Here is a 20865-nt window from a genome sequence, read left to right as displayed (position 1 = left end):
GTTATTGATAACGGATTGTTTTTGGGTTGTTGTTCAACAATTTTTGGGGAGGATTGGCCATGCGTTTAAACCTTGAGGCGCTGTTGATTTTGGACGCACTGGATCGCCACGGCACCTTTGCTGCCGCTGCGGCGCGGCTGTTCAAAACCGCGTCTGCATTGAGCTACACCGTGCAGAAAATGGAGAGCGATCTCAAAATCACGCTGCTCGATCGTTCCGGCCATCGCGCCACCTTTACGCCCACCGGCCGCCTGATGCTGGAGAAAGGGCGCACGCTGCTGCGTGCGGTGAATGAGCTGGAACAGCAGGCGCGCTACGTGGAGAGCGGTTGGGAGAGCCAGCTGGTAATAAGCGTAGATGCATCGGTGCCGTTTAGCATTTTGACGCCGCTGATCGATGAGTTTTATCAGGAGCATCCGCACACCCAACTGCAATTCCGCCAGGATGTCCTTTCCGGCTGCTGGGAAGCGCTCAACTACGGCGAAGCGGACATTGTCTTTGGCGCGGTGCAGGAACCCGCCACGCGCAAAGAGATTGTCTGCCAGCCGCTGGGTTGGCTTGAATATGTGTTTGCCGTCGCGCCTAATCATCCGCTCGCTACCGCGCCGGAACCGCTGCCGCGCGAGCAGATCCGCCAGTATCGCGCCGTTACGGTGCATGACTCTTCGCGCCACGGCACTGGCATTGATTTACGCGTGCTGGATGAGCAGAAAACCCTGAGCGTGCATGATTTCCCTACCAAACTGCAGGCACAGCTGGATGGCCTTGGCTGCGGCTATCTGCCGCTTTATCTGGCGCGTCCACATCTGGCAAGCGGGGCGTTGGTGGCGCGTCAGCTGGATAGCGAATGCCGCCGCGATATGGCGTATCTGGCGTGGAGCGAAAGCGCCTGCGGTAATGCGGCAACCTGGTGGCGCGAGCGCTTACTCACGCTGCCAGGTTTGCGCGATGTCTATCTGCCGGCTTAATCAGATGGCGATATGGTGGCTGACCAACGGCGCTTCCTCGCCCTGATGGTATTGCAGCACCGTCTGCTGTAACTCGGCATCAGCGTGGGAAACGCGCTGGTGCTGGCGTAAATGTTCCTGCCACGACTCAACCAAAAACCACTCCAGCAACGCGTTGGGATCGTCGGTTTGCGCCATCAATCCCCATGAATACGCGCCGTCGCGACGACGTGCATGCGCCAGCTTGTGGATCACCTGTTTGAAGGCAGCGCGATCTTCCGGCAGCACGCGATAGCGGATCTGAATCAACACCGGCCCGCGACGCACATCGGTATCGGCATCCAGCTGCGGTTCCGCCCAGTGCAGCGACGGTTGCAGGTCGGCTTCACCGGCGGGCAACACCAGACGCTTCAGCAGCAGCGCGCTAATAATCAATCCCGCACCGGCAATCAGCAGCGTATTGCCGAGTCCCGCATGCTGCGCAATCAGGCCCCACGCCAAACTGCCGCCCGCCAGCGTGCCGTTGAACACCATCAAATAGACGGCTAATCCGCGACCGCGCACCCAATCCGGCAGCACCGCCTGCGCCACGCCGTTTAAGGTGGTTAGCGCGATGATCCAGCCCACGCCCAGCACCAGCATCAATACCAGCGCCAGCCACTGCGGCGGACTGAACGCCAGCGCCAGCATCACCAGCGCACTCAGCAGCGCCGAGAGCAGCAGCAAGCCATCGTTACTCAGCACGCTGCGCAGGCGCGGCAGCATTAGCGCACCGGCAATCGCACCGCCGCCGACCGCACCGAGCAGCAGGCCGTAGAAGCCTGCAGTGCCGTGCAGCATGTTGCGCGCCACCAGCGGCAGCAGCGCCCAAATAGCGCTGGCAAAAGCGAAGTAGAGCGCGGCACGCAGCAGCACGCGATGCAGATCGTGGCTGGCCCGCACATAGCGTAGCCCGGCACGAAACGCGCCAAAGAAGTGTTCATTCAGTTCGGTTTTGGCTTTCGCCGGGCGCTTCCACAACAGCAGCGCGGCGATGACGAAAAAGTAGCTCGCCACATCGGCGCCATAAGCCGCCATCGCTCCCAGACTTGCCAGCAGCAAACCGCCGGTCGCCGGACCAATGGCGCGCGCGATATTGATGCCGAGTGAGTTGAGCGCCACGGCATTTTTCAACTCATGACGCGGCACCAGCTCCGGCACAATCGCCTGCCAGGCGGGACCAAACAGCGCTGCGCCAATGCCGCCGACGAAGGTCAGGCCGATCAACCATTCCACCGTGAGCCAGTTATTGTGCGATAGCAGCAGCAAGGTACCGCTGACGCTGGCCATGAGTATTTGCACTACAATCAGCAGGCGGCGGCGGTCAACGATATCCGATAGCACGCCAGCCGGCAGCGCCAGCAGGAACACCGGCAAGGTGGCGGCGGTTTGCATCAGCGCCACCGCCGTGGGGTTATCGGAGAGTCCGGTCACCAGCCAGGCGCTGGCGACATCGCGGATAAAGCTGCCGGTGTTGCCGAGCACTGAAGCGGTCCAGATCAGGGCAAACAGCCCGTAACCAAAGGGTGAGAAAGCGCTGCTGCGCGACGTAGCGGAAGTGGGCTGGCTCATCATCATGTTCCTGTAAGAGAGGCGATGTAAGCACCTTACGAATCCCGCCGCGTGCTTGATAGCGGAAAAAATTCCTCAACTTGTTCAGGCTTTTTTGACAGCTTTGCAGCATCAAAAACCTTGAACAAGTTGTCAAAATCTCTGCTTTAGGTTTTTCCCATAGCTCGATGTAGTTTGATTGACAGACACAACATCACTCACTAACGGAGCAAAAACATGAGCACTTTCAAGACTAAAGACGGCGTGAACCTTTACTTCAAAGATTGGGGCAAGGGCCAACCGGTGCTGTTTAGCCACGGCTGGCCGCTGGATGCCGATATGTGGGATAGCCAACTCAATTTCCTTGCTGAGCGCGGCTACCGCGTGATTGCCTTTGACCGCCGAGGCTTTGGCCGTTCTGAACAGCCGTGGGAAGGCTACGATTACGATACCTTTGCCGATGATATTCATGGCCTGATTGAGCATCTGCAATTAGACGACGTGACGCTGGTGGGCTTCTCAATGGGTGGCGGCGATGTGACGCGCTATATCGGCCGCTACGGCACGGCGAAAGTGAAAGGATTAGTGTTGCTGGGCGCGGTGACACCGATATTCGGCAAGACTGCCGATCATCCAGAAGGCGTAGAGCAGGCCGCGTTTGATGGCATTAAAGAGGGTTTGCGTAAAGACCGCGCGCAATTTATCAAAGAGTTCGCCACGCCGTTCTATGGCATTAACGCCGGGCAAACCGTTTCTGATGGCGTGCTGACGCAGACGTTGAACATCGCGCTGCTGGCGTCGCTGAAAGGCACGATTGATTGTGTCACGGCCTTCTCTGAGACCGATTTCCGCACGGATATCGCTAAAGTTGATGTGCCGACGTTGGTGATTCATGGCAGCAACGACCAGATCGTGCCGTTTGAAGCCACCGGTAAGTTGGCGCATGAGATGATTAAAGGATCGGAGCTGAAGGTTTATGAGAACGGTCCGCATGGATTTGCGGTGACGCATCAGGATCAGCTGAATGCGGATTTGTTGGCGTTTTTGCAGAAGTAGAAGTCGTTAGCGGTCGCCATTCATGGCGACCAAATGCGCAATATGTGAAACGGTCGCCATGAATGGCGACCCTACGGTGCGTATTAATCAATCCGCCAGCAAATGCCCATACATGGTCATCAATCTGCGCGTCACGCCATTAGTCCAGCCGAAGCCGTCCTGCAGCGGATATTCACCACCGCCACCCGGACGGGCGCGATCGCCGCTGATGTCATACTTCTCCACCAGCTTATGATGCAGTGAGTAGAAATTGTTCACCGTATTCAGCCAGTTAACGGCAATTTCTGTCGCCAGCGTCTCTTCACCGTAGTGATTCAAACCGACTACCGCCATCCACTGCAGCGGCGCCCATGCATTGGGTTTATCCCACTGTTCGCCGCTCTCCACCATCGAGGTCAGCAAACCGCCTTGCGTCAACAACAGATGACGCAGCGCAACGGCCTGCAAGTGCGCCTGCTCGGGTGAGGCAAGGCCAAGGAACAGCGGCACCACGGCAGCAGCGGTAAAGGCGCCAAAGCGCTCGCGACGCCAGTCGTAATCGCGGTACACACCGGCGGTGTTATCCCACAGATAGCGGTGAATCGCCTGCTTACGCGCATCGGCTTTTTTCTGCCACGCCAGCGCCGTTAGCTCTTCGCCTTTGGCATGGGACAGCGTCGAAATCATCAGCTCCAGCTTGTAGAGGAACGCGTTGAGATCGATAGGAATAAATTGCGTGGTGCGAATACTCGCCAGACGCTGCGGATCGCGCAGCCAGCGTGAAGAGTAATCCCAGCCCGATGCGGCACCGGCACGCAGATCGCGGTAAACCTCATTCGCCGGACGACCTGATTTCTTCGCGGTTTCAATATCTTCCAGCCACGATTCATCGCGCGGCGTGTCGCGATCGTCCCAGTAACGGTTGAGCAGCGAACCATCTGGCATGCGCACCACGTGGCGATAGGCCTGATGCGGCATCAGCTCGCCTGCGCCGTCCATCCAGAACTGATACTCTTTCATCAGCTGATCGAGATAGCGTTTCGCCCCGCGAATGCCATCCTCTTCAAACAGTTCGACCATCAGCGCGAATACCGGCGGCTGCGAGCGGCTGAGATAGTAAGTCCGGTTGCCGTTCGGCACGTGACCATAGTTATCAATCAGCCAGGCGAAGTTATCCGCCATGTGACGCAGCAAATCATCGCGACCTGCATCGGCCAGACCGAGCATGCTGAAGTAGGAGTCCCAGTAATAGGTTTCTCCAAATCGACCACCGGGTACCACATAGGGTTTTGGCAACGGCAGCAGCGATGAGTGCGCTAAATGTTGCTGCGGCATTTTGGTTAACACCGGCCACAGATCGTCAATGTGTTCAGTTAAAGTTTTATCTGGATTGGAAACATAAAAACTCTCATTCACCTGAGGCGAATAAAAATGTTCGTGCACGAATGCTTCCAGATCAAAATCCGCTGCGCGTTTACGGCGACGAAAACGAATTAAAATATCCAGCGGATCGAATTTTGGTGCGCAGTCCGGGAACGTTTTGCTGTCGGCAAATATGTGCGATGTCTGCACCTGCTCAAACAGTTCCATGTAGCGATCGGCAGGCGTCAGCGCATCCGGCGCGGGCAGACCTTCAATCAGCTCGGGTTCCGGCTCCGAATCCTGCATACCTTCGCGAACGAACTCATGAGGATTATATTGATACTCCAGTTCAGCATCAGCGCGTCGATCCTCGAAAGCGTTATATTGCTGTTGGTTAGTATTAATAGCAGCCTCCTGGTAAATTCTTGAATGCGTAAAGAACAAATTATAGAGCTCTGAACGGGCGAAACAACAATGCGATTTATCTATGAACGTAATAAATCATGTCGATGGATCCGGTGTTTTTATGATTTTTCAGCGATTACAACGGACTATATTTCAGGAAATGAAAGCGGCGTTTAGGATGGATGTTTAAATAGCTACGCAGAATTATCTGTATTTAAGAAAATCGCTAAAATTTGCGTGAAAAAGCGTGGGATGGCTTGATCAATTGATGGCAAACGCAGCGGTGATTGACCAGGTTGGCATAAATGCCAACCTGGTTAACTTTACTTCTGTAACGCCGCCTTAATCACTTCCGCATACGGTGTGGTTGGGCGCCCAATCAGTTTGCTCAGCGTATGGCTATCATCGAACAATCCACCTTTTTCAGCACCGGCATCGGAATCCGCCAGCATCTCGGACAAACCGTCTGGCAAACCAGCACCTTTCAGCGCGGCGGCAAATTCCGCCTGTGGCAGGTTGATGTAATCCACTTGCTCGCCCGACTGTTTGGCAATCTCGGCGCTGAACTGCGCCAGCGTGTAGCTGTCATCGCCAGCCAGTTCATACACTTTGCCAGCCTGGTCGTCACGGCTGATCACTTCGGCTGCTGCAGCCGCATAATCAGCGCGCGCCGCAGAGGCGATGCGACCTTCACCCACCGCACCAATAAAGGCATGATGCGCCAGCGCTGGTGCAATACTCGCCGCGTAGTTTTCGGTGTACCAGCCGTTACGCAGCAGCGCGAACGGAATGCCGGAGGCTTTCAGCTGCGCTTCAGTCGCACGATGCTCAACGCCTAATCCCAATGGCGATGTATCGGCATGCAGCAAGCTGGTGTAGGCGATAAAGCCAACGCCGGCGGCTTTTGCCGCATCGATCACCGCCTTGTGCTGCGCTTCACGCTGGCCGACTTCACTCGAAGAGATCAGCAGCAGCTTATCGACACCAGCAAAGGCGCTCTGCAGCGTTTCCGGTTTGCTGTAATCCGCCGCACGCAGTGTCACGCCCAATGCTTGCAGATCGGCCGCTTTCTCCGGCGAACGCACCGCTGCAATGATTTCGCTAGCCGGCACTTTTTTCAGTAACTCGTTAATCACCAAACGGCCAAGTTGGCCTGTGGCACCTGTAATCGCAATCATGATGTTCTCCTTTTGAACTGGTATGAAAACAGCCTAAGCGATAAACTAACTTTTAGTAAGTACTTACAGATTTGTTAGTTTGAGATGGGTGAGTTAAATGTCTGAAAAGATGAGTGAAAAATTTACGCGCGGTGAGTTGCTTAACGTGAACTGCCCGTCGCGCGAAGTGCTGAAACGCATTACCAGCCGCTGGAGCGTACTGATTTTGCTGGCGCTACGCGAAGAAACTCTGCGCTTTAGCGAGCTGCGTCGCAAGATTGGCGGCGTGAGCGAACGCATGCTGGCGCAGACGCTGCGCTATATGGAAGAGGATGGTTTTGTTGAGCGCATTGCCTATGAAGTGGTGCCGCCACACGTCGAGTATCGTTTGACGTCATTAGGCCGCGAAGTGGAAGGGCAGGTGACAGGGCTGGCGGATTGGCTGGAGAGCAATGTGCATCGGATATTGAAGGCGCATTGAGAAGGTCGCCATGAATGGCGACCCTACAAACGATGCAGTGGAATTAGTAGGGTCGCCATTTATGGCGACCGCAGCCATCACGCCCGCAAATACTTCTCAAACCAACCCAGCGTGCGGCTCCAGGCTAATTCGGCGGCGGCTTTGTCATAACGCGGCGTCGAATCATTATGGAAGCCATGGTTCACGCCGGGATAAACATAGCCTTCGTAGACTTTGTGATTAGCTTTCAACGCCTCTTCATAGGCAGGCCAGCCTTCGTTGATGCCTTTATCCAGCGCGGCGTAGTGCAACAGCAGCGGCGCTTTGATGCGCGGCACATCTTCGGCTTTAGGCTGACGGCCATAAAACGGCACCGCGCAGGCTAAATCGGGAAAAGCGACCGCAGCCGCATTGGCTACGCCGCCGCCGTAGCAGAAGCCGGTGATGCCCACTTTGCCAGTGCCTTCCTCGTGATGCATCAGGAAATCAATCGCGGCGAAGAAGTCATTCATCAACTTAGTCGGATCGACTTTGGCCTGCATCGTTTTGCCTTCATCATCATTGCCCGGATAACCGCCCAGCGAGCTCAGGCCATCCGGTGCCAGCGCGATATAACCGGCTTTCGCTACGCGTCTCGCCACATCCTCGATATAGGGATTAAGGCCACGATTCTCGTGCACCACCACCACTGCAGGCACTTTGCCGGTTGCATTGGCCGGTCGCACCAGATAGCCGCGCACCTCGCCGTGGCCTTGCGGTGATGGATAGTGAATGTACTCCGGTTTGATCGCCGGATCGGTAAATTCCACCTGCTGCGCCAGCGCATAATTAGGGCTCATCGCGCTCAATAATGTTGCGCCCGCCATGCCCGCAACGGTGAATTTCGCCGCCATCGAGATAAATTCGCGTTTGCTGATTTTGCCGTGGGCGTAGTAATCGTAAAGCTCGAGCAGTTCCTGAGGGAAATCCTGTGCAGTAAGACGGGCCATAACCTCTCCTTCGCTGTTTAACTGGTTGATTACTGCTCTAAAAAAGCACAGCTTGTCGCCGCTGGCAAATGCCATGCCGCAGCAGGTTAACGTAACCACGTTTACATCACGTCACCAATAAGCAGCAGGAATTACGCTTTTCGTTTTAAATTAATTATCTTTTAATTAACAATTCTGATCATCCCGAGCTGTCCGGAAATATTTACATGCTCTAATGAGGAGCAGTAAATAACGCCTTTTTTCTGCGCACTAAAAAATAAATAAATGAAGTGGTTACCTGATAAGCACAGCGGGAATAAACGTAAAATAATAACAATATTGTCACAATGAGTGAGGGTGATTAACCTTAACATAGTGATTTTAAAGTATTAGTTTCTGCTGAAAACAATGATCGAAATCAAAAAACACTGTTATAGTTTTACCGACTTCCCCTGTATCTTTTCGTTCGCACCACTTCCTTTTACATTGGCGCGACATTTCTTTAAGCACGGCGAAATAACCGCTGCGCTCTGCTTGTTAATTATAAGTAAAAATTCGGTGTAATTTGTGGCAATGAGGTAAGCAATGTTTGGATTAGACGCCTTTCATCTGGCCAGGATTCAGTTCGCATTTACTGTTTCCTTCCATATTATCTTTCCAGCCATCACCATCGGTCTCGCCAGTTTCCTGGCGGTGCTTGAAGGGATGTGGCTGAAAACCCGTAACGAGACCTATCGCGATCTCTACCATTTCTGGTCGAAAGCTTTTGCCGTTAACTTCGGCATGGGCGTGGTATCCGGATTGGTGATGGCGTACCAGTTCGGTACTAACTGGAGTGGTTTCTCACAGTTTGCTGGCAGTATTACCGGCCCGCTGCTCACCTATGAAGTGTTAACCGCGTTCTTCCTTGAAGCGGGCTTCCTTGGCGTAATGCTGTTTGGCTGGAACCGCGTCGGTCCAGGCTTGCACTTCTTCGCAACCTGCATGGTCGCGCTCGGCACCATCTTCTCCACCTTCTGGATTCTGGCGTCGAACAGCTGGATGCATACGCCGCAGGGCTACATCATCCAGAACGGCATCGTGGTACCGGAAGATTGGCTGAAAATCATCTTCAACCCCTCGTTCCCTTATCGCTTGTTCCACATGTCGGTGGGTGCTTTCCTCGCCAGCGCCTTCTTTGTCGGCGCGTCGGGCGCATGGCATTTGCTGCGCGGTAACGACAATCCAGCGATTCGTAAGATGTTCTCGATGGCATTGTGGATGGCGCTGATTGTGGCACCGATTCAGGCAATGATCGGTGATGCGCACGGCCTGAACACCCTTGAGCATCAGCCAGCGAAAATCGCGGCAATTGAAGGACATTGGGAAAACAAGCCGGGTGAAGCCTCGCCGCTGATTCTGTTCGGTGTGCCGGATATGGAGCAGGAGCGCACCAAGTATGCGTTGGAAATCCCATACCTTGGCAGCCTGATTCTCACGCACAGCCTGGAGAAGCAAATTCCGGCGCTGAAGAGCTTCCCGAAAGAGGACCGTCCGAACTCCACCATCATCTTCTGGTCATTCCGCGTGATGGTGGCGCTGGGCCTGTTAATGATTACGCTCGGCGTGGTTTCTTTGTGGCTGCGTTTCAAAGGCCGTTTGTATCACTCGCGTCCGTTCCTGTGGTTCACGCTGCTGATGGGTCCATCCGGTTTGATCGCCATTCTGGCTGGCTGGTTTACTACCGAAATTGGGCGTCAGCCTTGGGTGGTCTATGGCGTGCAGCGCACCATTGATGCGGTCTCCGCACATGGCGATATGCACATGAGCATCAGCCTGCTGGCGTTCATTCTGGTCTACTCGTCGGTGTTTGGTGTCGGTTACCTCTACATGATGCGTCTGATCAAAGAGGGTCCGGTGACCGGCGAAGGTAAAGAGGTTGATCACGGTGGTCCGGGTCAGCATCACACGCCAGCGCGTCCGTTGTCGGCGGCCAAAACCCATAGCGAAAAGAGTGGGGAGCACTAAGATGATCGACTTTTCAATTATCTGGTTTGCCATCATCGTGTTTGGCACCTTGATGTACATCGTGATGGATGGCTTCGATCTTGGCATTGGCTTGCTGCTGCCGTTCAATAAAGATCCCATCGAACGCGACATGATGGTTAACACCGTTGCCCCGGTTTGGGATGGCAACGAAACCTGGTTGGTGCTGGGTGGCGCAGCGCTGTACGGCGCGTTCCCGCTGGCCTACTCGGTGCTGCTGGATGCGCTGTCGATTCCTTTGACGGCAATGCTGATTGGCCTGATCTTCCGTGGTGTCGCTTTTGAGTTCCGCTTTAAAGCTACGGTAGAACACCGTCCGTTCTGGGATAAGTCGTTCATTGCCGGTTCACTACTGGCCACCTTCAGTCAGGGCGTGGCGGTTGGCGCCATCCTGAATGGTTTCCCGGTGGTTGGCCGTGAATATGCGGGTTCAGCGATGAGCTGGTTAGCACCTTTCCCGCTGTTCTGCGGCGTTGGTCTGGTGATCGCCTATGCGCTGCTGGGTTGTACCTGGCTGATCATGAAAACCGAACACGACCTGCACCGTAAGATGTCTGCGCTGGCGACACCGCTGACGCTGACGCTGCTGCTGGTGGTGGGCATTATCAGTATCTGGACGCCGCTGACGCATGCGGACATCGCGCAGCGCTGGTTCTCGCGTCCGAACCTGTTCTGGTTCCTGCCGGTTCCGGTGCTGGTGGTGCTGTGTTCGTGGGGGATTGTGCGTGCCATCAAACGTGAAGCGCATTACTCGCCTTTCATCCTGACGCTGGCGCTGATTTTCCTTGGCTTTTCGGGCCTTGGCATCAGCATCTGGCCGAACATCATTCCACCGTCAATCACCATCTGGCAGGCGGCGTCTCCGGCGAGCAGCCAGGCGTTTATGCTGGTGGGCGGCTTGCTGATTATTCCGGTCATTCTGGGTTACACCTTCTGGAGTTACTACGTGTTCCGCGGAAAAATCAAAGCCGACGAAGGATACCATTGATATGAAAACCGAGGTCAGCAACATGAAAACTCACTCTGAAACGAAGATTCCGTGGTGGAAGCAGTTGATGTGGCTGGTGGTCATTTACGGCGCAAGCGTGCTGGCACTCGGTGTGGTGGCATCACTGTTTCGTATGATGATGACGGCAGCGGGCATGCGTTCGCATTGAGTCAGCACATTAATCGCATCCGTTGATATCCCCGTAGGGTGTCGCCATTCATGGCGACCTTTTTCTTTTCCGCATTCAAAAAAACGTTAGTAACCTAAGCAATTAATGCTTTTCCCGCTTCGGTACGTTTACTCTTCCTTACGTTAGTAATACGTTTTTGTTATATTTATGTGACGAATAACGCAAATTCATTACGTTAACCACCTCATTCGACCATCAAAATCATGCTCAGCCTGAATGTAAAAAAACAGTACATCAACGATCTGGTGGACTGGATAGAAGCGAACCTGACCGACGAGCTCAACATCGATCTGATTACCCTGAAATCCGGTTACTCCAAATGGCACATGCAGCGCATGTTCAAAGAGATGACCGGGCAAACGCTGGCGTCCTACACGCGCAAACGTCGCCTGACTATGGCGGCGATGGCGCTGCGTTTGACCAGCATGCCGCTGATCGATATTGCGGTGCGCTTTGGCTTTGATAATCAGCAGAATTTTACCCGCGTGTTTAAAAGTCACTTCTCAATGACGCCGGGTGCCTATCGCCGCATTCCGGAGATGCTGATGAAGGATTTCCACAGCCGCATCTCCACGCAGCGTGAGTGGGTCAATGCGCGTCTGGCGCAGAAGCCGGAGATTCAACTGTGTGGTGAAGTGATTGAGTGGGAATGTCGCTTCGGGGAATACATCGATCACCACAACCATGTGGTGGCGCAGCACACGCGTGACTTCATCGCTTTTGCTGGTCAGCATGTGAATCGCGGCTGGCTGGGCTTCCAGTTCAGTCCAGGCGTTCATTCTGCCGATCAGCAGCACATCAGCCTGTTCCAGGCGCTGGAAAGTCAGTACGCCGATGTGCTGCCGCGCAACGTGCAGAACTGGACCGGCGAAAGTGGTTTGTATGCGGAGATTGACTGGCACGGCGCGCCGGAAGAGATTAACGCGTTTACCGCGGAGATTTACTACAACCACTTGCCAGCGCTGGGCGTAGCACGCCGTGCGGGCAAAGATCTGCTCAAGCTGGATCTGAAATACAGCACGCCCGATCTGCTGCAGGGCACCTTCTATATTCCGGTGGCGGATAAGTAATGCATAATTCGTGCGGTAAACCGTGACAAACCGCACGATTTTATAAACTCAAGGCGTTAATCGGCGTAAAATTCTTCATCGAAACCTGATTGGCCGCGTAAATCACCAGCCGCCACGCATCAGGCTGGATAATCACCTGCATTTCTGGTCCATTCCGGGCCGCTATAGTGAACAGACAAAAAATTATGCGACTTCTACCGTTGTTCCTCATGACAGCGCTTGTAGCGTTTTCTTCGCTGGCAAGTGCACAGATGGCTGAGCCTTTTTCACCGCCGGGCGGACTGCATCCGCATCAACCGCATTGTGCGCAGCATGAAATTCTCGGCGACAATGTGCTGCCGAAACATAGCCAGGATGATGGCAGTTTCGTTACCTGCGGCAATCACCAGGCTTAATCTCGTCCCGCCACAAAATTCCATTCTGCTACATCCTTTATGAAGGTCGTCATAAATGACGCCCCTACATTCGCACATGCCTTCCGTAGGGTCGCCATTCATGGCGACCTTTGCGATGGCGCGTACCATTCTGGCGACCAAACACACAGATAGCATTTTTCGGCATTGCATCGAAGATATATCATAACTATTCTCTCCCCATCAGATGAGAATGACTTTCACTATCTTTTAGGGAGACACCACTTGCAAACTACCCCTTCCGAACGCGCGCCACGCCGCGTGCGCAATGAACTGCGTTTCCGCCATATCACCGTGGCAAGCAAGACGCTGATTGCCGGTGAATTCTGGCGCATTGTTTTCAACGGCAGCGATCTTGCTGGCTTCAACTCGCCATCGTTTGACGATCACATCAAAGTGTTTTTCCCGGAACATGCCGGCGCCGAACTGGCGCTGCCGCAAATCACCGACGAAGGCATCGTTTGGCCGCATGGCGTGCGTCCTGCCGCGCGTGATTACACGCCGCTGGAATTTAACGGCGTCGATTCTCTGACCATCGATTTCTATATCCACGATGGCGGCGTTGCCAGTAGCTGGGCAAGCGAAGCCAAAGTGGGCGATCAAATTGCGATGGGCGGCCCGCGCGGTTCGTTGGTGATACCAACGGATTATGCCTGCCAGATTTACGTCTGCGATGAGACCGGTTTGCCGGCCTTTAAACGTCGTTACAGCGAAATCCAGGCGCAGGACATTCACCTGCTGGCCTATGCCGATGAAGCCACCGGGCGCGATTATCTCGGTGATTTGCCGAATGTGCAGGTGAGCTGGTTGGGAAGCGGCAACATGCAGGCCGATAACCTGGCATCGATAATGGCGCAGCTGGATAAGATTGCGCTGCCTGCCACTGAATACTTCATCTGGCTGACCGGCGAGGGCGAAGCGGTGAAATCGCTGAGCGATTACTTCACCCAGGGACGCGGTGCAAATACCGATTTCGTGCGCGCCGTAGCTTATTGGCATCAGAAATAACGGTAATGCCGCGCGCGCTGCCGCCTGTGTTGAATTTTGCCAGGTGGCAGACTACTATCAACCTCCCTTAATTAGCGCTCAGGAAGGCAATGAAACAGCAGCGGGATTTTCCATGGCAGTCCGATCACGCACAGCGTACCGTCTGTGCAGGCGCACGTAAGAAGCGTCGGGAGCGGATGCTAGATGCCAGCGATATCCGCCTGTTAATGCTGCACTTTCTGGCCAACAGTTCTGCGCACGGTTATGAGCTGATCAAATCGGTTGAAGAGCTCTCCAAAGGGGAATATTCCCCGAGTCCCGGCATTATTTATCCCAACCTGACGCTGCTCGAAGAGATGGATGCGATTCGCGTGGTCGATGCGCAGGCATCACGTAAAGCCTATGCGCTGAATGAGAGCGGTGTGGCGCTGCTGGCGGAGAATCGTGACAATGTGGATGCGATTATCGAGCGCTTAACTTCGCTGGCGATTCTGGTGAATAACCGCAGCATTCCGCAGGTTGAGCAGGCGATTCACCTGATCAAACACACCTTGAATCATCGTCTGGCGCAGGAAGATATTTCTGCAGAGTCGCTGGAAATCGTGATTGAAGCGTTGCATCAGGCGGCCGAGAAAATCGCGAACAGTTAACGCCGAATGTAGGGTCGCCATTCATGGCGACCGTCCAGAAAACCGCACCAACCAAAATCAACTCTTCTTTTTATCCACATGCCCCAACGCGCGGTCCGGCCAGCAAATATCGCGCACGCGCTGCTTCAGCGCAGCCGCATCCGGGAAGCCGCCTTCCTGCTTACGCTCCCAAATCACCTGACCATCAATGGTGATTTCAAACACGCCGCCGGTTCCCGGCTTCAGCGTCACTGCACTTAAATCCTCGGCAAACGTATGCAGCAGCTCCTGCGCCATCCAGGCGGAACGCAGCAGCCAGTTACATTGTGTGCAGTAATGAATGGTAATCGCTGGTTTTTGTGACATAACCTGTCTCGTTTAGATAATGAAGTTAACAAAATGTGCGGTCCAAGATACATCTTAGCTTACTGCTAGTTGATAATGATTACCACTTGCATTACATTCCTGTCGACATCATTTATTACATAAAATAAGTCCATATTTTTTTACGGTCTTTTAACCAAAGCCCGTACTTTCAGGCAGCAAGCAAGTGAGCGAATACTAACAATTAACCAGGTATTTCGCGCATGTCTTCACTCTTTCAGGGAACGGCCCAGCAACGTCTTTTCAAAGTTGCCATCTTATCTTCAGCCATACATGCCGCTTGCAGCTTTGCCGCCAGCGACAGCACCAGCAATGAACCGGTACTCACCGTCACCGCGCCAAAACAGCAGGCCGGCAATAAAACCACCATCACGGCACAAGAGCTGCAAAAACGCGGTGCGAATGATTTCGGTTCGATCATGCGTTATGAGCCGCTGATCAGCGCCACCGGTTCGAGTGGTGGATCCTCGGCCGGCAAAAGCGGTTTCGACCGCGCGGGCTATACCGGTTACAACATTCGTGGTCTGGAGAGTAACCGCGTCGGCATGGATATCGACGGCATTCCGATTCCGGATGCCACCGGACGTCCTTACGTCAGCCGCACCGGCAACAACACCTTTGGTATTGGCCGCGATTACATCGATCCCTACATGTTCGGCAGCGTTGATATCGAGAAGGGCGCCACGGCGGTGGATCAGCCGAATACCTCGATTGGCGGTAACGTCTCGTTCCATAACAAAAGCGCCGACGATTACCTTAGCAGCGACAAAAACACTTACTTCGGTTATCAGAGCGGTTACGACTCATCGAATCGTAGCTGGCACAACGGCATCACCGCTGCCGCCGGCGATGACGAGTTGCGTGGCCTGTTTGTTTACAGTCGTCGCGACGGTCAGGAGACCGAGAACAACAGCGGCGTGATCGATGCTTATCCGGCCAACTGGCACTCGGATGCCTTTATGACCTCCGGAATCTGGCAGCCGAACGATCAGCACAAGCTGAGCGCTACTTTCGATTACTATCACAAAACCAATCACAGCCATTACGATACCTGGGACACCAGCGGCAACACCGTTTGGGGCACCGCGCAGCAGCAGAGTGATACGCGCCGCTGGGGCATCAATCTGGCGGATGAGTGGACGCCGTACAACGACTTTATCGATACGCTGACCACGCGCCTTTACTGGCAGCAAACGCAGGCGCACGACAATACCTATTTGCCAACCAGTGCCAGCCAGTACGGCTTTGTTTACTCTGATTTCAATGTCGATACCTACGGTTTCGACACGCGCGGCACCAAAACGCTGGGCCGCCATGAGCTGAGTGCCGGTGTCAACGCCCGCCTGGATAACAGCGAGCGTCCATTCCGTCAGGAACCAACGCCGAGCACCTTCAGCGCCATCACGCAGCCACAATCTGACAGCCGCACCTTCGCGGTGGCGGGTTATCTGCAAGACAAGATCAATTTCGATCTTGATAGCCACAACTTCGCGGTTATTCCCGGCGTGCGCGTGATGTATCAAAGTACCAAACCCAAGGATCTGGGCGATCTGACTAACGGCAGCACAGTGCTGACCGAAGAGCAGGTTGATGCGCTGTACGGCAAAACCAACTCCGATACCCAGGTGCTGCCATCGCTGACCTTCCAGTACGACTTAACGCCAGCGCTGACCACCTATCTGCAATACAAACGCGGCGTGCAGTTCCCTACCACCAGCCAGCTGTATGGATCATGGAACCTTGGCTCCAGCTACGCGGGGAGCGCGCAGTATGCGCTGATTGGTAACACCGATCTGAAAACCGAAACCAGCAACAACTTCGAGTGGGGCCTGAAAGGCCAGGCGACAGAAGGCGTGACGGTTAACACTTCGGTGTTCTACAACCAGTACAAAAACTTCATCGCTTACACCCGCTATCGTCGTTCGGCCAATCCGGAGATGTTCGTCAACGTCCCGAGCAACATCTACACCAGCTATCAGGCTGAAAACCGCGATAAGGCCTACATTTATGGTGCTGAGATCTCAACCAAAGTGAATTACGGCACCTGGTTCCCGCAAGTGGATGGCCTGAGCAGCACCTTTGCGCTGGGCTACAACGAAGGTAAATCAAAGTCCAGCTACGCCGGTGACAAGTACATTGATCTCGATAGCGTCGCGCCACTGAAAGCGATTGTGGGTCTGGCGTGGGATGACAAAGCGCGCGGCTACGGCGCAGCGTTGACCGCCACCTTCGTGAAAGGCAAACAGGCCACGGCGACCAACCGCGAAAGCTACACCAACACCGGCACGGCAATCACCGATTCCACCTCGGAATATATGCGCGTACCGGGTTACGGCATGGTAGATGCGACGGCTTACTGGCAGGCGACGAAAAACGTCAAGCTGAGCGGCGGCATCTACAACATTACCGATCGCAAATACTGGGATTACACCAGCAGCCGAACGCTGACCAGCAGCAATGCCCAGGAACGCAACGACATCAACCTGGCGGTGATGCCAGGCCGCACCTTCCAGCTGGGTGTAAACGTCGATTTCTAATCACTTTTCGCCCTGCGGCAGCGCAGGGCATTTTCATGGAGCAAGGCAATGAACCCACGTTACGATCACTATCTGGCGCTGAAAGGCGAGCATCCGAAAAAGTACGCCCGCGATCTCGCGGCATTGATGGGCATTGGCGAAGCGCAGCTGTGTGAAGCGCGTGTCGGCCATGATGCAAAAGCGTTAAAAGCCGATTTCCCTACGCTGCTGGCGGCACTGGCGGCGGTAGGTGAAACCAAAAGCATCACCCGCAATGAATATGCAGTCCACGAGCAGGTGGGCAAATATGAAAACCTGCACCTCGGCGAACACGCCGGACTGATTCTCAACCCGCGTGCGCTCGATCAGCGCCTGTTCCCGAGTCAGTGGCACAGCGCATTCTTCCTGCGGGAGCAGAGCGCTCATGGAGAACGTCAAAGCATCCAGATTTTTGATCGCCACGCTGATGCGGTGCTGAAAATCTACACCACCGACAACACCGATTTCGCCGCGTGGGATGCGCTGATTGCGGAGTTCGTGCAAGAGAACGCGGCGGCGTTAGATCCGCAACCCGCCAGCGCGCCGCAATACAGCAACGCGATTGATGCCAGCAAAGTGGAAGCCGAATGGCGCGCCATCACTGATGTGCATCAGTTCTTTGGTCTGCTGAAGCGCCACAACATTTCGCGCCCGCAGGCGTTCCGCGCGGTGGCGGACGATCTGGCACGCCAGGTGAGCAATGACGCGCTGGCGCAGTTGCTGGATCTGGCGCAGCAGGATGGCAACGAAATCATGATTTTCATCGGTAACCGTGGCTGCACGCAGATCTTTACCGGCGCGGTAGAGAAGCTGATGCCGATGGATAACTGGATCAACATCTTCAATCCCACCTTCACGCTGCATTTGATGGCGGATCACATCAGCGAAAGTTGGGTGACGCGCAAACCGAGCGGCGACGGCTTCGTCACCAGTCTGGAACTGTTTGCCGCCGACGGCACGCAAATCGCGCAGCTGTACGGTCAGCGCAGCGAAGGCACGCCGGAGCAGGCGCGTTGGCGTGAGCAGGTGATGTCGCTGGAGGCGTTAGCATGAAAAAACTTCTGTTGCTGCTGACTGCGCTGGCGCTGCCGGCTTTAGCGGCCGAGCGGGTGATCTCGATTGGCGGTGACGTCACGCAGATCATCTACGCATTGGATGCGCAGCAGGATCTGGTGGCGCGAGACAGCACCAGCCAGCATCCGGCGCAGGCCAACAAGCTGCCGGATGTCGGTTATATGCGTCAGCTAAATGCCGAAGGGATTCTGGCGCTGAAACCGACGCTGGTGCTGAGCAGCGAGCTGGCAAAACCATCGCTGGTGTTGCAGCAGGTGGAGCAGGCGGGCGTGAAGGTGGTGGATGTCACCGGCAAAAACAGCCTCGACGCCATCCCGGAAAAAATCGCCACCATCGGCAAGGCGCTGCATCGTGAAGATGAAGCCAACGCGTTGATTGAAAAGGTCAACAAACAGCGCGCGCAGATCCCGCAACAATCTCTGCCAGTTAAAGTGCTGTTTATCATGGCGCACGGCGGCATGCGCACCCAGGCGGCAGGCGCGCAAACCGGCGCGGACGGCGCGATTCGCAGCGCTGGTCTGATCAACGCGATGGCGGCGGTGCCGCACTATCAGCAGCTGTCGCAGGAAGGCGTGGTCGCCGCCGCACCGGATTTGATCGTGGTGGGTGAAGATGGCCTGCGCACGCTGGGCGGCGAAGAGAAAGTGTGGGCGCTGCCCGGTTTGGCACTGACGCCAGCCGGTCAGCATCGCGCTTTGCTGGTGGTGGATGAGATGGCGCTGCTGAGCTTTGGCCTTGATACACCGGGCGCGATTGTGAAGTTGCGCCGTGCCGCTGAAGCTATAAAACATGACTAATGCATCGGTGATGCGCTGGCTGCTGTTGATGGCCATCAGCACGCTGATATTAATGCTGATGGCCGCCAACTTCGGCGCGATGCCGCTTTCAATGCGCACCTTGCTGCGTGCGCCGCTTAGCGATATGGCGTGGCAAATCTGGATCAACATCCGCCTGCCGCGCGTGCTGCTGGCGGTGCTGCTCGGCATGGCGCTGGCGGTATCCGGCGCGGTGATGCAGGGATTGTTTCGTAATCCGCTGGCCGATCCCGGTTTGCTTGGCATCAGCAGCGGAGCGGGGTTGGCGGTGGCGATATCGATTGTCATACCGCTCGGCTTGCCGCCGTTGCTGGCGCTGTGGCTGCCAACCCTCGCTGCCTTTATGGGCAGTTTGGTGGTGACGCTGCTGATCTTCAGTTTTAGCCGTCTGGCGCTGGGCAATCTCTCGCGCCTGTTGTTGGTCGGCATCGCCATCAATGCCTTGTGCGGTGCGGCGGTTGGCGTGCTGTCGTGGCTGAGTAACGATCAACAGCTACGTCAGCTGGCGCTGTGGGGCATGGGCAGTTTGAGCGCGGCGCAGTGGCCGAGTTTGCTGGTGTGCGCAGTGCTGATTCTGCCTGCATTAATGGCGATTCAGCTGCGCGCGCGTCGTCTCAACTTGCTGCAACTCGGCGAAGAGGATGCGCATTACATGGGCATCGACGTTAAGCGCACGCAGCGTCAGCTGCTGGTGCTGAGCGCTTTGCTGGTAGGCACCGCCGTCGCGGTGAGCGGCATTATCGGCTTTGTCGGTTTAGTGGTACCGCACCTGATGCGCTTCTGTCTCGGCAGCGATCATCGCTGGATGCTGCCGGGTTCGGCGCTGGCTGGCGCGATTTTACTGCTGCTGGCCGATACGCTGGCGCGCACGGTGGTGGTGCCGGCGGAAATGCCGGTTGGCTTATTAACCAGCCTGCTGGGCGGCCCGTGGTTTCTCTGGCTGATTCTGCGTGAGCCCAAGGGGGATGAATGAGTGACTGCATGCAGGCGCGCGGACTGCGTTTTAGCCACGGCTCACGCGCCTTGATCGACGACGTTTCCCTGACTTTACAGCCTGGCGAAATGATTGCGCTGATCGGTCCCAACGGCGCGGGGAAATCCACGCTGCTGCGTTTGCTTACCGGCTTTCTCACGCCTGAAGCGGGCGAGTGCTGGCTTGGCGATCGACCGCTAAACAGCTGGCCGCGCGAACCGCTGGCGCAGCGCCGCGCGGTGATGCGTCAGCAAAATAGCGTGAGTTTTCCACTGCCTGCTGCCGATGTGGTGGCGATGGGGCGTGCGCCCTGGCCGGGCGGTCAATCCAAAGCGGTAATAGAAGAAGTGATGCAGATTACCGGCAGCCTTGAGCTGGCAAAGCGCGATTATCGATCGCTTTCCGGTGGTGAACAGCAGCGCGTGCAGCTGTCGCGCGTGCTGGCTCAGCTGTGGCACGACGATGGTCCGCGCGGCTGGCTGTTTCTCGACGAACCCACATCTGCGCTGGATCTGTTCTGGCAGCAGCACAGTTTGCGTTTGCTGCATCGCCTGACGCGCAACGGGCGCTTCAGCGTCTGTACCGTGCTGCACGATCTTAATCTCGCGTCGCTGTGGTCGGATCGCGTGCTGTTGCTGCATCAGGGCAAGCTGGTGGCAGAAGGTGCGCCGCATGAAGTGATGACTGAACACACGCTGACGCGCTGGTATCAGGCGGAACTGGATGTGGTGCTGCAGGATGAGAAGGGCAGGCCGCAGATTCAGCTGCGCGCATGATGTTTCGTAGGGTGGGCATTCATGCCCACCTGGCCGTGATTGATGTGTATAAGGTCGCCATG

At 55.5% G+C, this 20865-nt stretch carries 21 protein-coding genes; 15 read left to right on the top strand and 6 right to left on the bottom strand.

The window, feature by feature from the left end; translation table 11 throughout:
- Positions 1-59: 59 nt before the first annotated feature.
- Positions 60-968 (top strand): LysR family transcriptional regulator, encoded by a 909-nt coding sequence (locus tag NR302_RS15815; RefSeq protein ID WP_258143908.1) that lies wholly within the window; start codon positions 60-62, stop codon positions 966-968.
- Here the strand turns inward: NR302_RS15815 and NR302_RS15810 are convergent, their stop codons facing one another.
- Positions 969-2558, bottom strand: a complete 1590-nt coding sequence (locus NR302_RS15810; protein ID WP_258143907.1) for an MFS transporter — start codon at positions 2556-2558, stop codon at positions 969-971. It abuts the gene before it with no gap.
- Positions 2559-2774: 216 nt separating this feature from the next.
- Here NR302_RS15810 and NR302_RS15805 point away from each other — a divergent pair, with 216 nt between their 5' ends.
- Positions 2775-3593, top strand: a complete 819-nt coding sequence (locus tag NR302_RS15805; protein ID WP_258143906.1) for an alpha/beta fold hydrolase — start codon at positions 2775-2777, stop codon at positions 3591-3593.
- Between the two features lie 87 nt (positions 3594-3680).
- On the opposite strand, the gene treF is transcribed toward NR302_RS15805, so the two are convergent.
- Positions 3681-5339 (bottom strand): alpha,alpha-trehalase TreF, encoded by a 1659-nt coding sequence (gene treF / locus NR302_RS15800; protein ID WP_052026007.1) that lies wholly within the window; start codon positions 5337-5339, stop codon positions 3681-3683.
- A gap of 323 nt (positions 5340-5662) precedes the next feature.
- Entirely contained in the window at positions 5663-6517 is an 855-nt protein-coding gene (locus tag NR302_RS15795) for an SDR family oxidoreductase (protein ID WP_258143905.1), read from the bottom strand.
- Between the two features lie 97 nt (positions 6518-6614).
- Here NR302_RS15795 and NR302_RS15790 point away from each other — a divergent pair, with 97 nt between their 5' ends.
- A complete protein-coding gene (locus NR302_RS15790; RefSeq protein WP_008107191.1) occupies positions 6615-6977 on the top strand; it encodes a helix-turn-helix domain-containing protein in 363 nt (120 codons plus the stop codon).
- 77 nt (positions 6978-7054) lie between these two features.
- Here the strand turns inward: NR302_RS15790 and yghX are convergent, their stop codons facing one another.
- On the bottom strand, positions 7055-7945 hold the full coding sequence (yghX, locus tag NR302_RS15785) for a YghX family hydrolase (RefSeq protein WP_258143904.1): 891 nt from the start codon (positions 7943-7945) through the stop codon (positions 7055-7057).
- 564 nt (positions 7946-8509) lie between these two features.
- Here yghX and NR302_RS15780 point away from each other — a divergent pair.
- The 4 genes from NR302_RS15780 to NR302_RS15765 all read left to right on the top strand — a co-directional run bounded on the left by NR302_RS15780 (position 8510) and on the right by NR302_RS15765 (position 12197).
- Positions 8510-9931 carry a cytochrome ubiquinol oxidase subunit I gene (locus tag NR302_RS15780; protein ID WP_176971509.1) on the top strand — a complete coding sequence of 474 codons (1422 nt, stop codon included), beginning with the start codon at positions 8510-8512 and terminating at the stop codon, positions 9929-9931.
- Between the two features lies 1 nt (position 9932).
- Positions 9933-10937: a cytochrome d ubiquinol oxidase subunit II gene (gene cydB / locus NR302_RS15775; RefSeq protein ID WP_008107197.1), complete on the top strand. Its 1005-nt coding sequence runs from the start codon at positions 9933-9935 to the stop codon at positions 10935-10937.
- A gap of 1 nt (position 10938) precedes the next feature.
- Positions 10939-11106: a DUF2474 domain-containing protein gene (locus NR302_RS15770; RefSeq protein ID WP_008107199.1), complete on the top strand. Its 168-nt coding sequence runs from the start codon at positions 10939-10941 to the stop codon at positions 11104-11106.
- A gap of 224 nt (positions 11107-11330) precedes the next feature.
- Complete coding sequence (locus NR302_RS15765) at positions 11331-12197, top strand: helix-turn-helix domain-containing protein (RefSeq protein ID WP_008107201.1); 867 nt, start codon at positions 11331-11333, stop codon at positions 12195-12197.
- 194 nt (positions 12198-12391) lie between these two features.
- Here NR302_RS15765 and NR302_RS23740 read toward each other — a convergent pair whose 3' ends face one another.
- Positions 12392-12448 carry an SEC-C metal-binding domain-containing protein gene (locus NR302_RS23740; protein WP_137386906.1) on the bottom strand — a complete coding sequence of 19 codons (57 nt, stop codon included), beginning with the start codon at positions 12446-12448 and terminating at the stop codon, positions 12392-12394.
- Between NR302_RS23740 and NR302_RS15760 the strand changes: the two genes are divergently transcribed.
- From NR302_RS15760 to NR302_RS15750, 3 genes are all read left to right on the top strand, one after another.
- Positions 12449-12592 (top strand): hypothetical protein, encoded by a 144-nt coding sequence (locus tag NR302_RS15760; RefSeq protein ID WP_162129952.1) that lies wholly within the window; start codon positions 12449-12451, stop codon positions 12590-12592.
- 243 nt (positions 12593-12835) lie between these two features.
- Positions 12836-13618 (top strand): siderophore-interacting protein, encoded by a 783-nt coding sequence (locus NR302_RS15755; RefSeq protein WP_258143903.1) that lies wholly within the window; start codon positions 12836-12838, stop codon positions 13616-13618.
- Between the two features lie 89 nt (positions 13619-13707).
- Positions 13708-14247, top strand: a complete 540-nt coding sequence (locus tag NR302_RS15750; protein WP_154155262.1) for a PadR family transcriptional regulator — start codon at positions 13708-13710, stop codon at positions 14245-14247.
- A 57-nt stretch (positions 14248-14304) separates the two neighbouring features.
- On the opposite strand, the gene NR302_RS15745 is transcribed toward NR302_RS15750, so the two are convergent.
- Complete coding sequence (locus NR302_RS15745) at positions 14305-14592, bottom strand: SelT/SelW/SelH family protein (protein WP_154192485.1); 288 nt, start codon at positions 14590-14592, stop codon at positions 14305-14307.
- Positions 14593-14813: 221 nt separating this feature from the next.
- Between NR302_RS15745 and NR302_RS15740 the strand changes: the two genes are divergently transcribed.
- The 5 genes from NR302_RS15740 to NR302_RS15720 are packed head-to-tail and all read left to right on the top strand — an operon-like array spanning position 14814 to position 20803.
- Positions 14814-17147: a TonB-dependent receptor domain-containing protein gene (locus tag NR302_RS15740; RefSeq protein WP_258143902.1), complete on the top strand. Its 2334-nt coding sequence runs from the start codon at positions 14814-14816 to the stop codon at positions 17145-17147.
- Positions 17148-17195: 48 nt separating this feature from the next.
- The gene (locus NR302_RS15735; protein WP_258143901.1) at positions 17196-18218 is read left to right on the top strand and encodes a hemin-degrading factor; all 1023 of its coding nucleotides are present in this window, start codon (positions 17196-17198) and stop codon (positions 18216-18218) included.
- Positions 18215-19036, top strand: a complete 822-nt coding sequence (locus NR302_RS15730; protein WP_258143900.1) for a hemin ABC transporter substrate-binding protein — start codon at positions 18215-18217, stop codon at positions 19034-19036. Before NR302_RS15735 ends, NR302_RS15730 begins: the two co-directional genes overlap by 4 nt.
- On the top strand, positions 19029-20027 hold the full coding sequence (locus tag NR302_RS15725; RefSeq protein WP_258143899.1) for an iron ABC transporter permease: 999 nt from the start codon (positions 19029-19031) through the stop codon (positions 20025-20027). Before NR302_RS15730 ends, NR302_RS15725 begins: the two co-directional genes overlap by 8 nt.
- The gene (locus tag NR302_RS15720) at positions 20024-20803 is read left to right on the top strand and encodes a heme ABC transporter ATP-binding protein (RefSeq protein WP_258143898.1); all 780 of its coding nucleotides are present in this window, start codon (positions 20024-20026) and stop codon (positions 20801-20803) included. Before NR302_RS15725 ends, NR302_RS15720 begins: the two co-directional genes overlap by 4 nt.
- Positions 20804-20865: the final 62 nt, after the last annotated feature.

Origin of the sequence: Pantoea sp. SOD02 (assembly GCF_024707505.1) — a bacterium.
In the GTDB taxonomy this organism is placed as follows: domain Bacteria; phylum Pseudomonadota; class Gammaproteobacteria; order Enterobacterales; family Enterobacteriaceae; genus Pantoea; species Pantoea symbiotica.
This window is presented reverse-complemented; position numbering and strand designations above follow the sequence as displayed.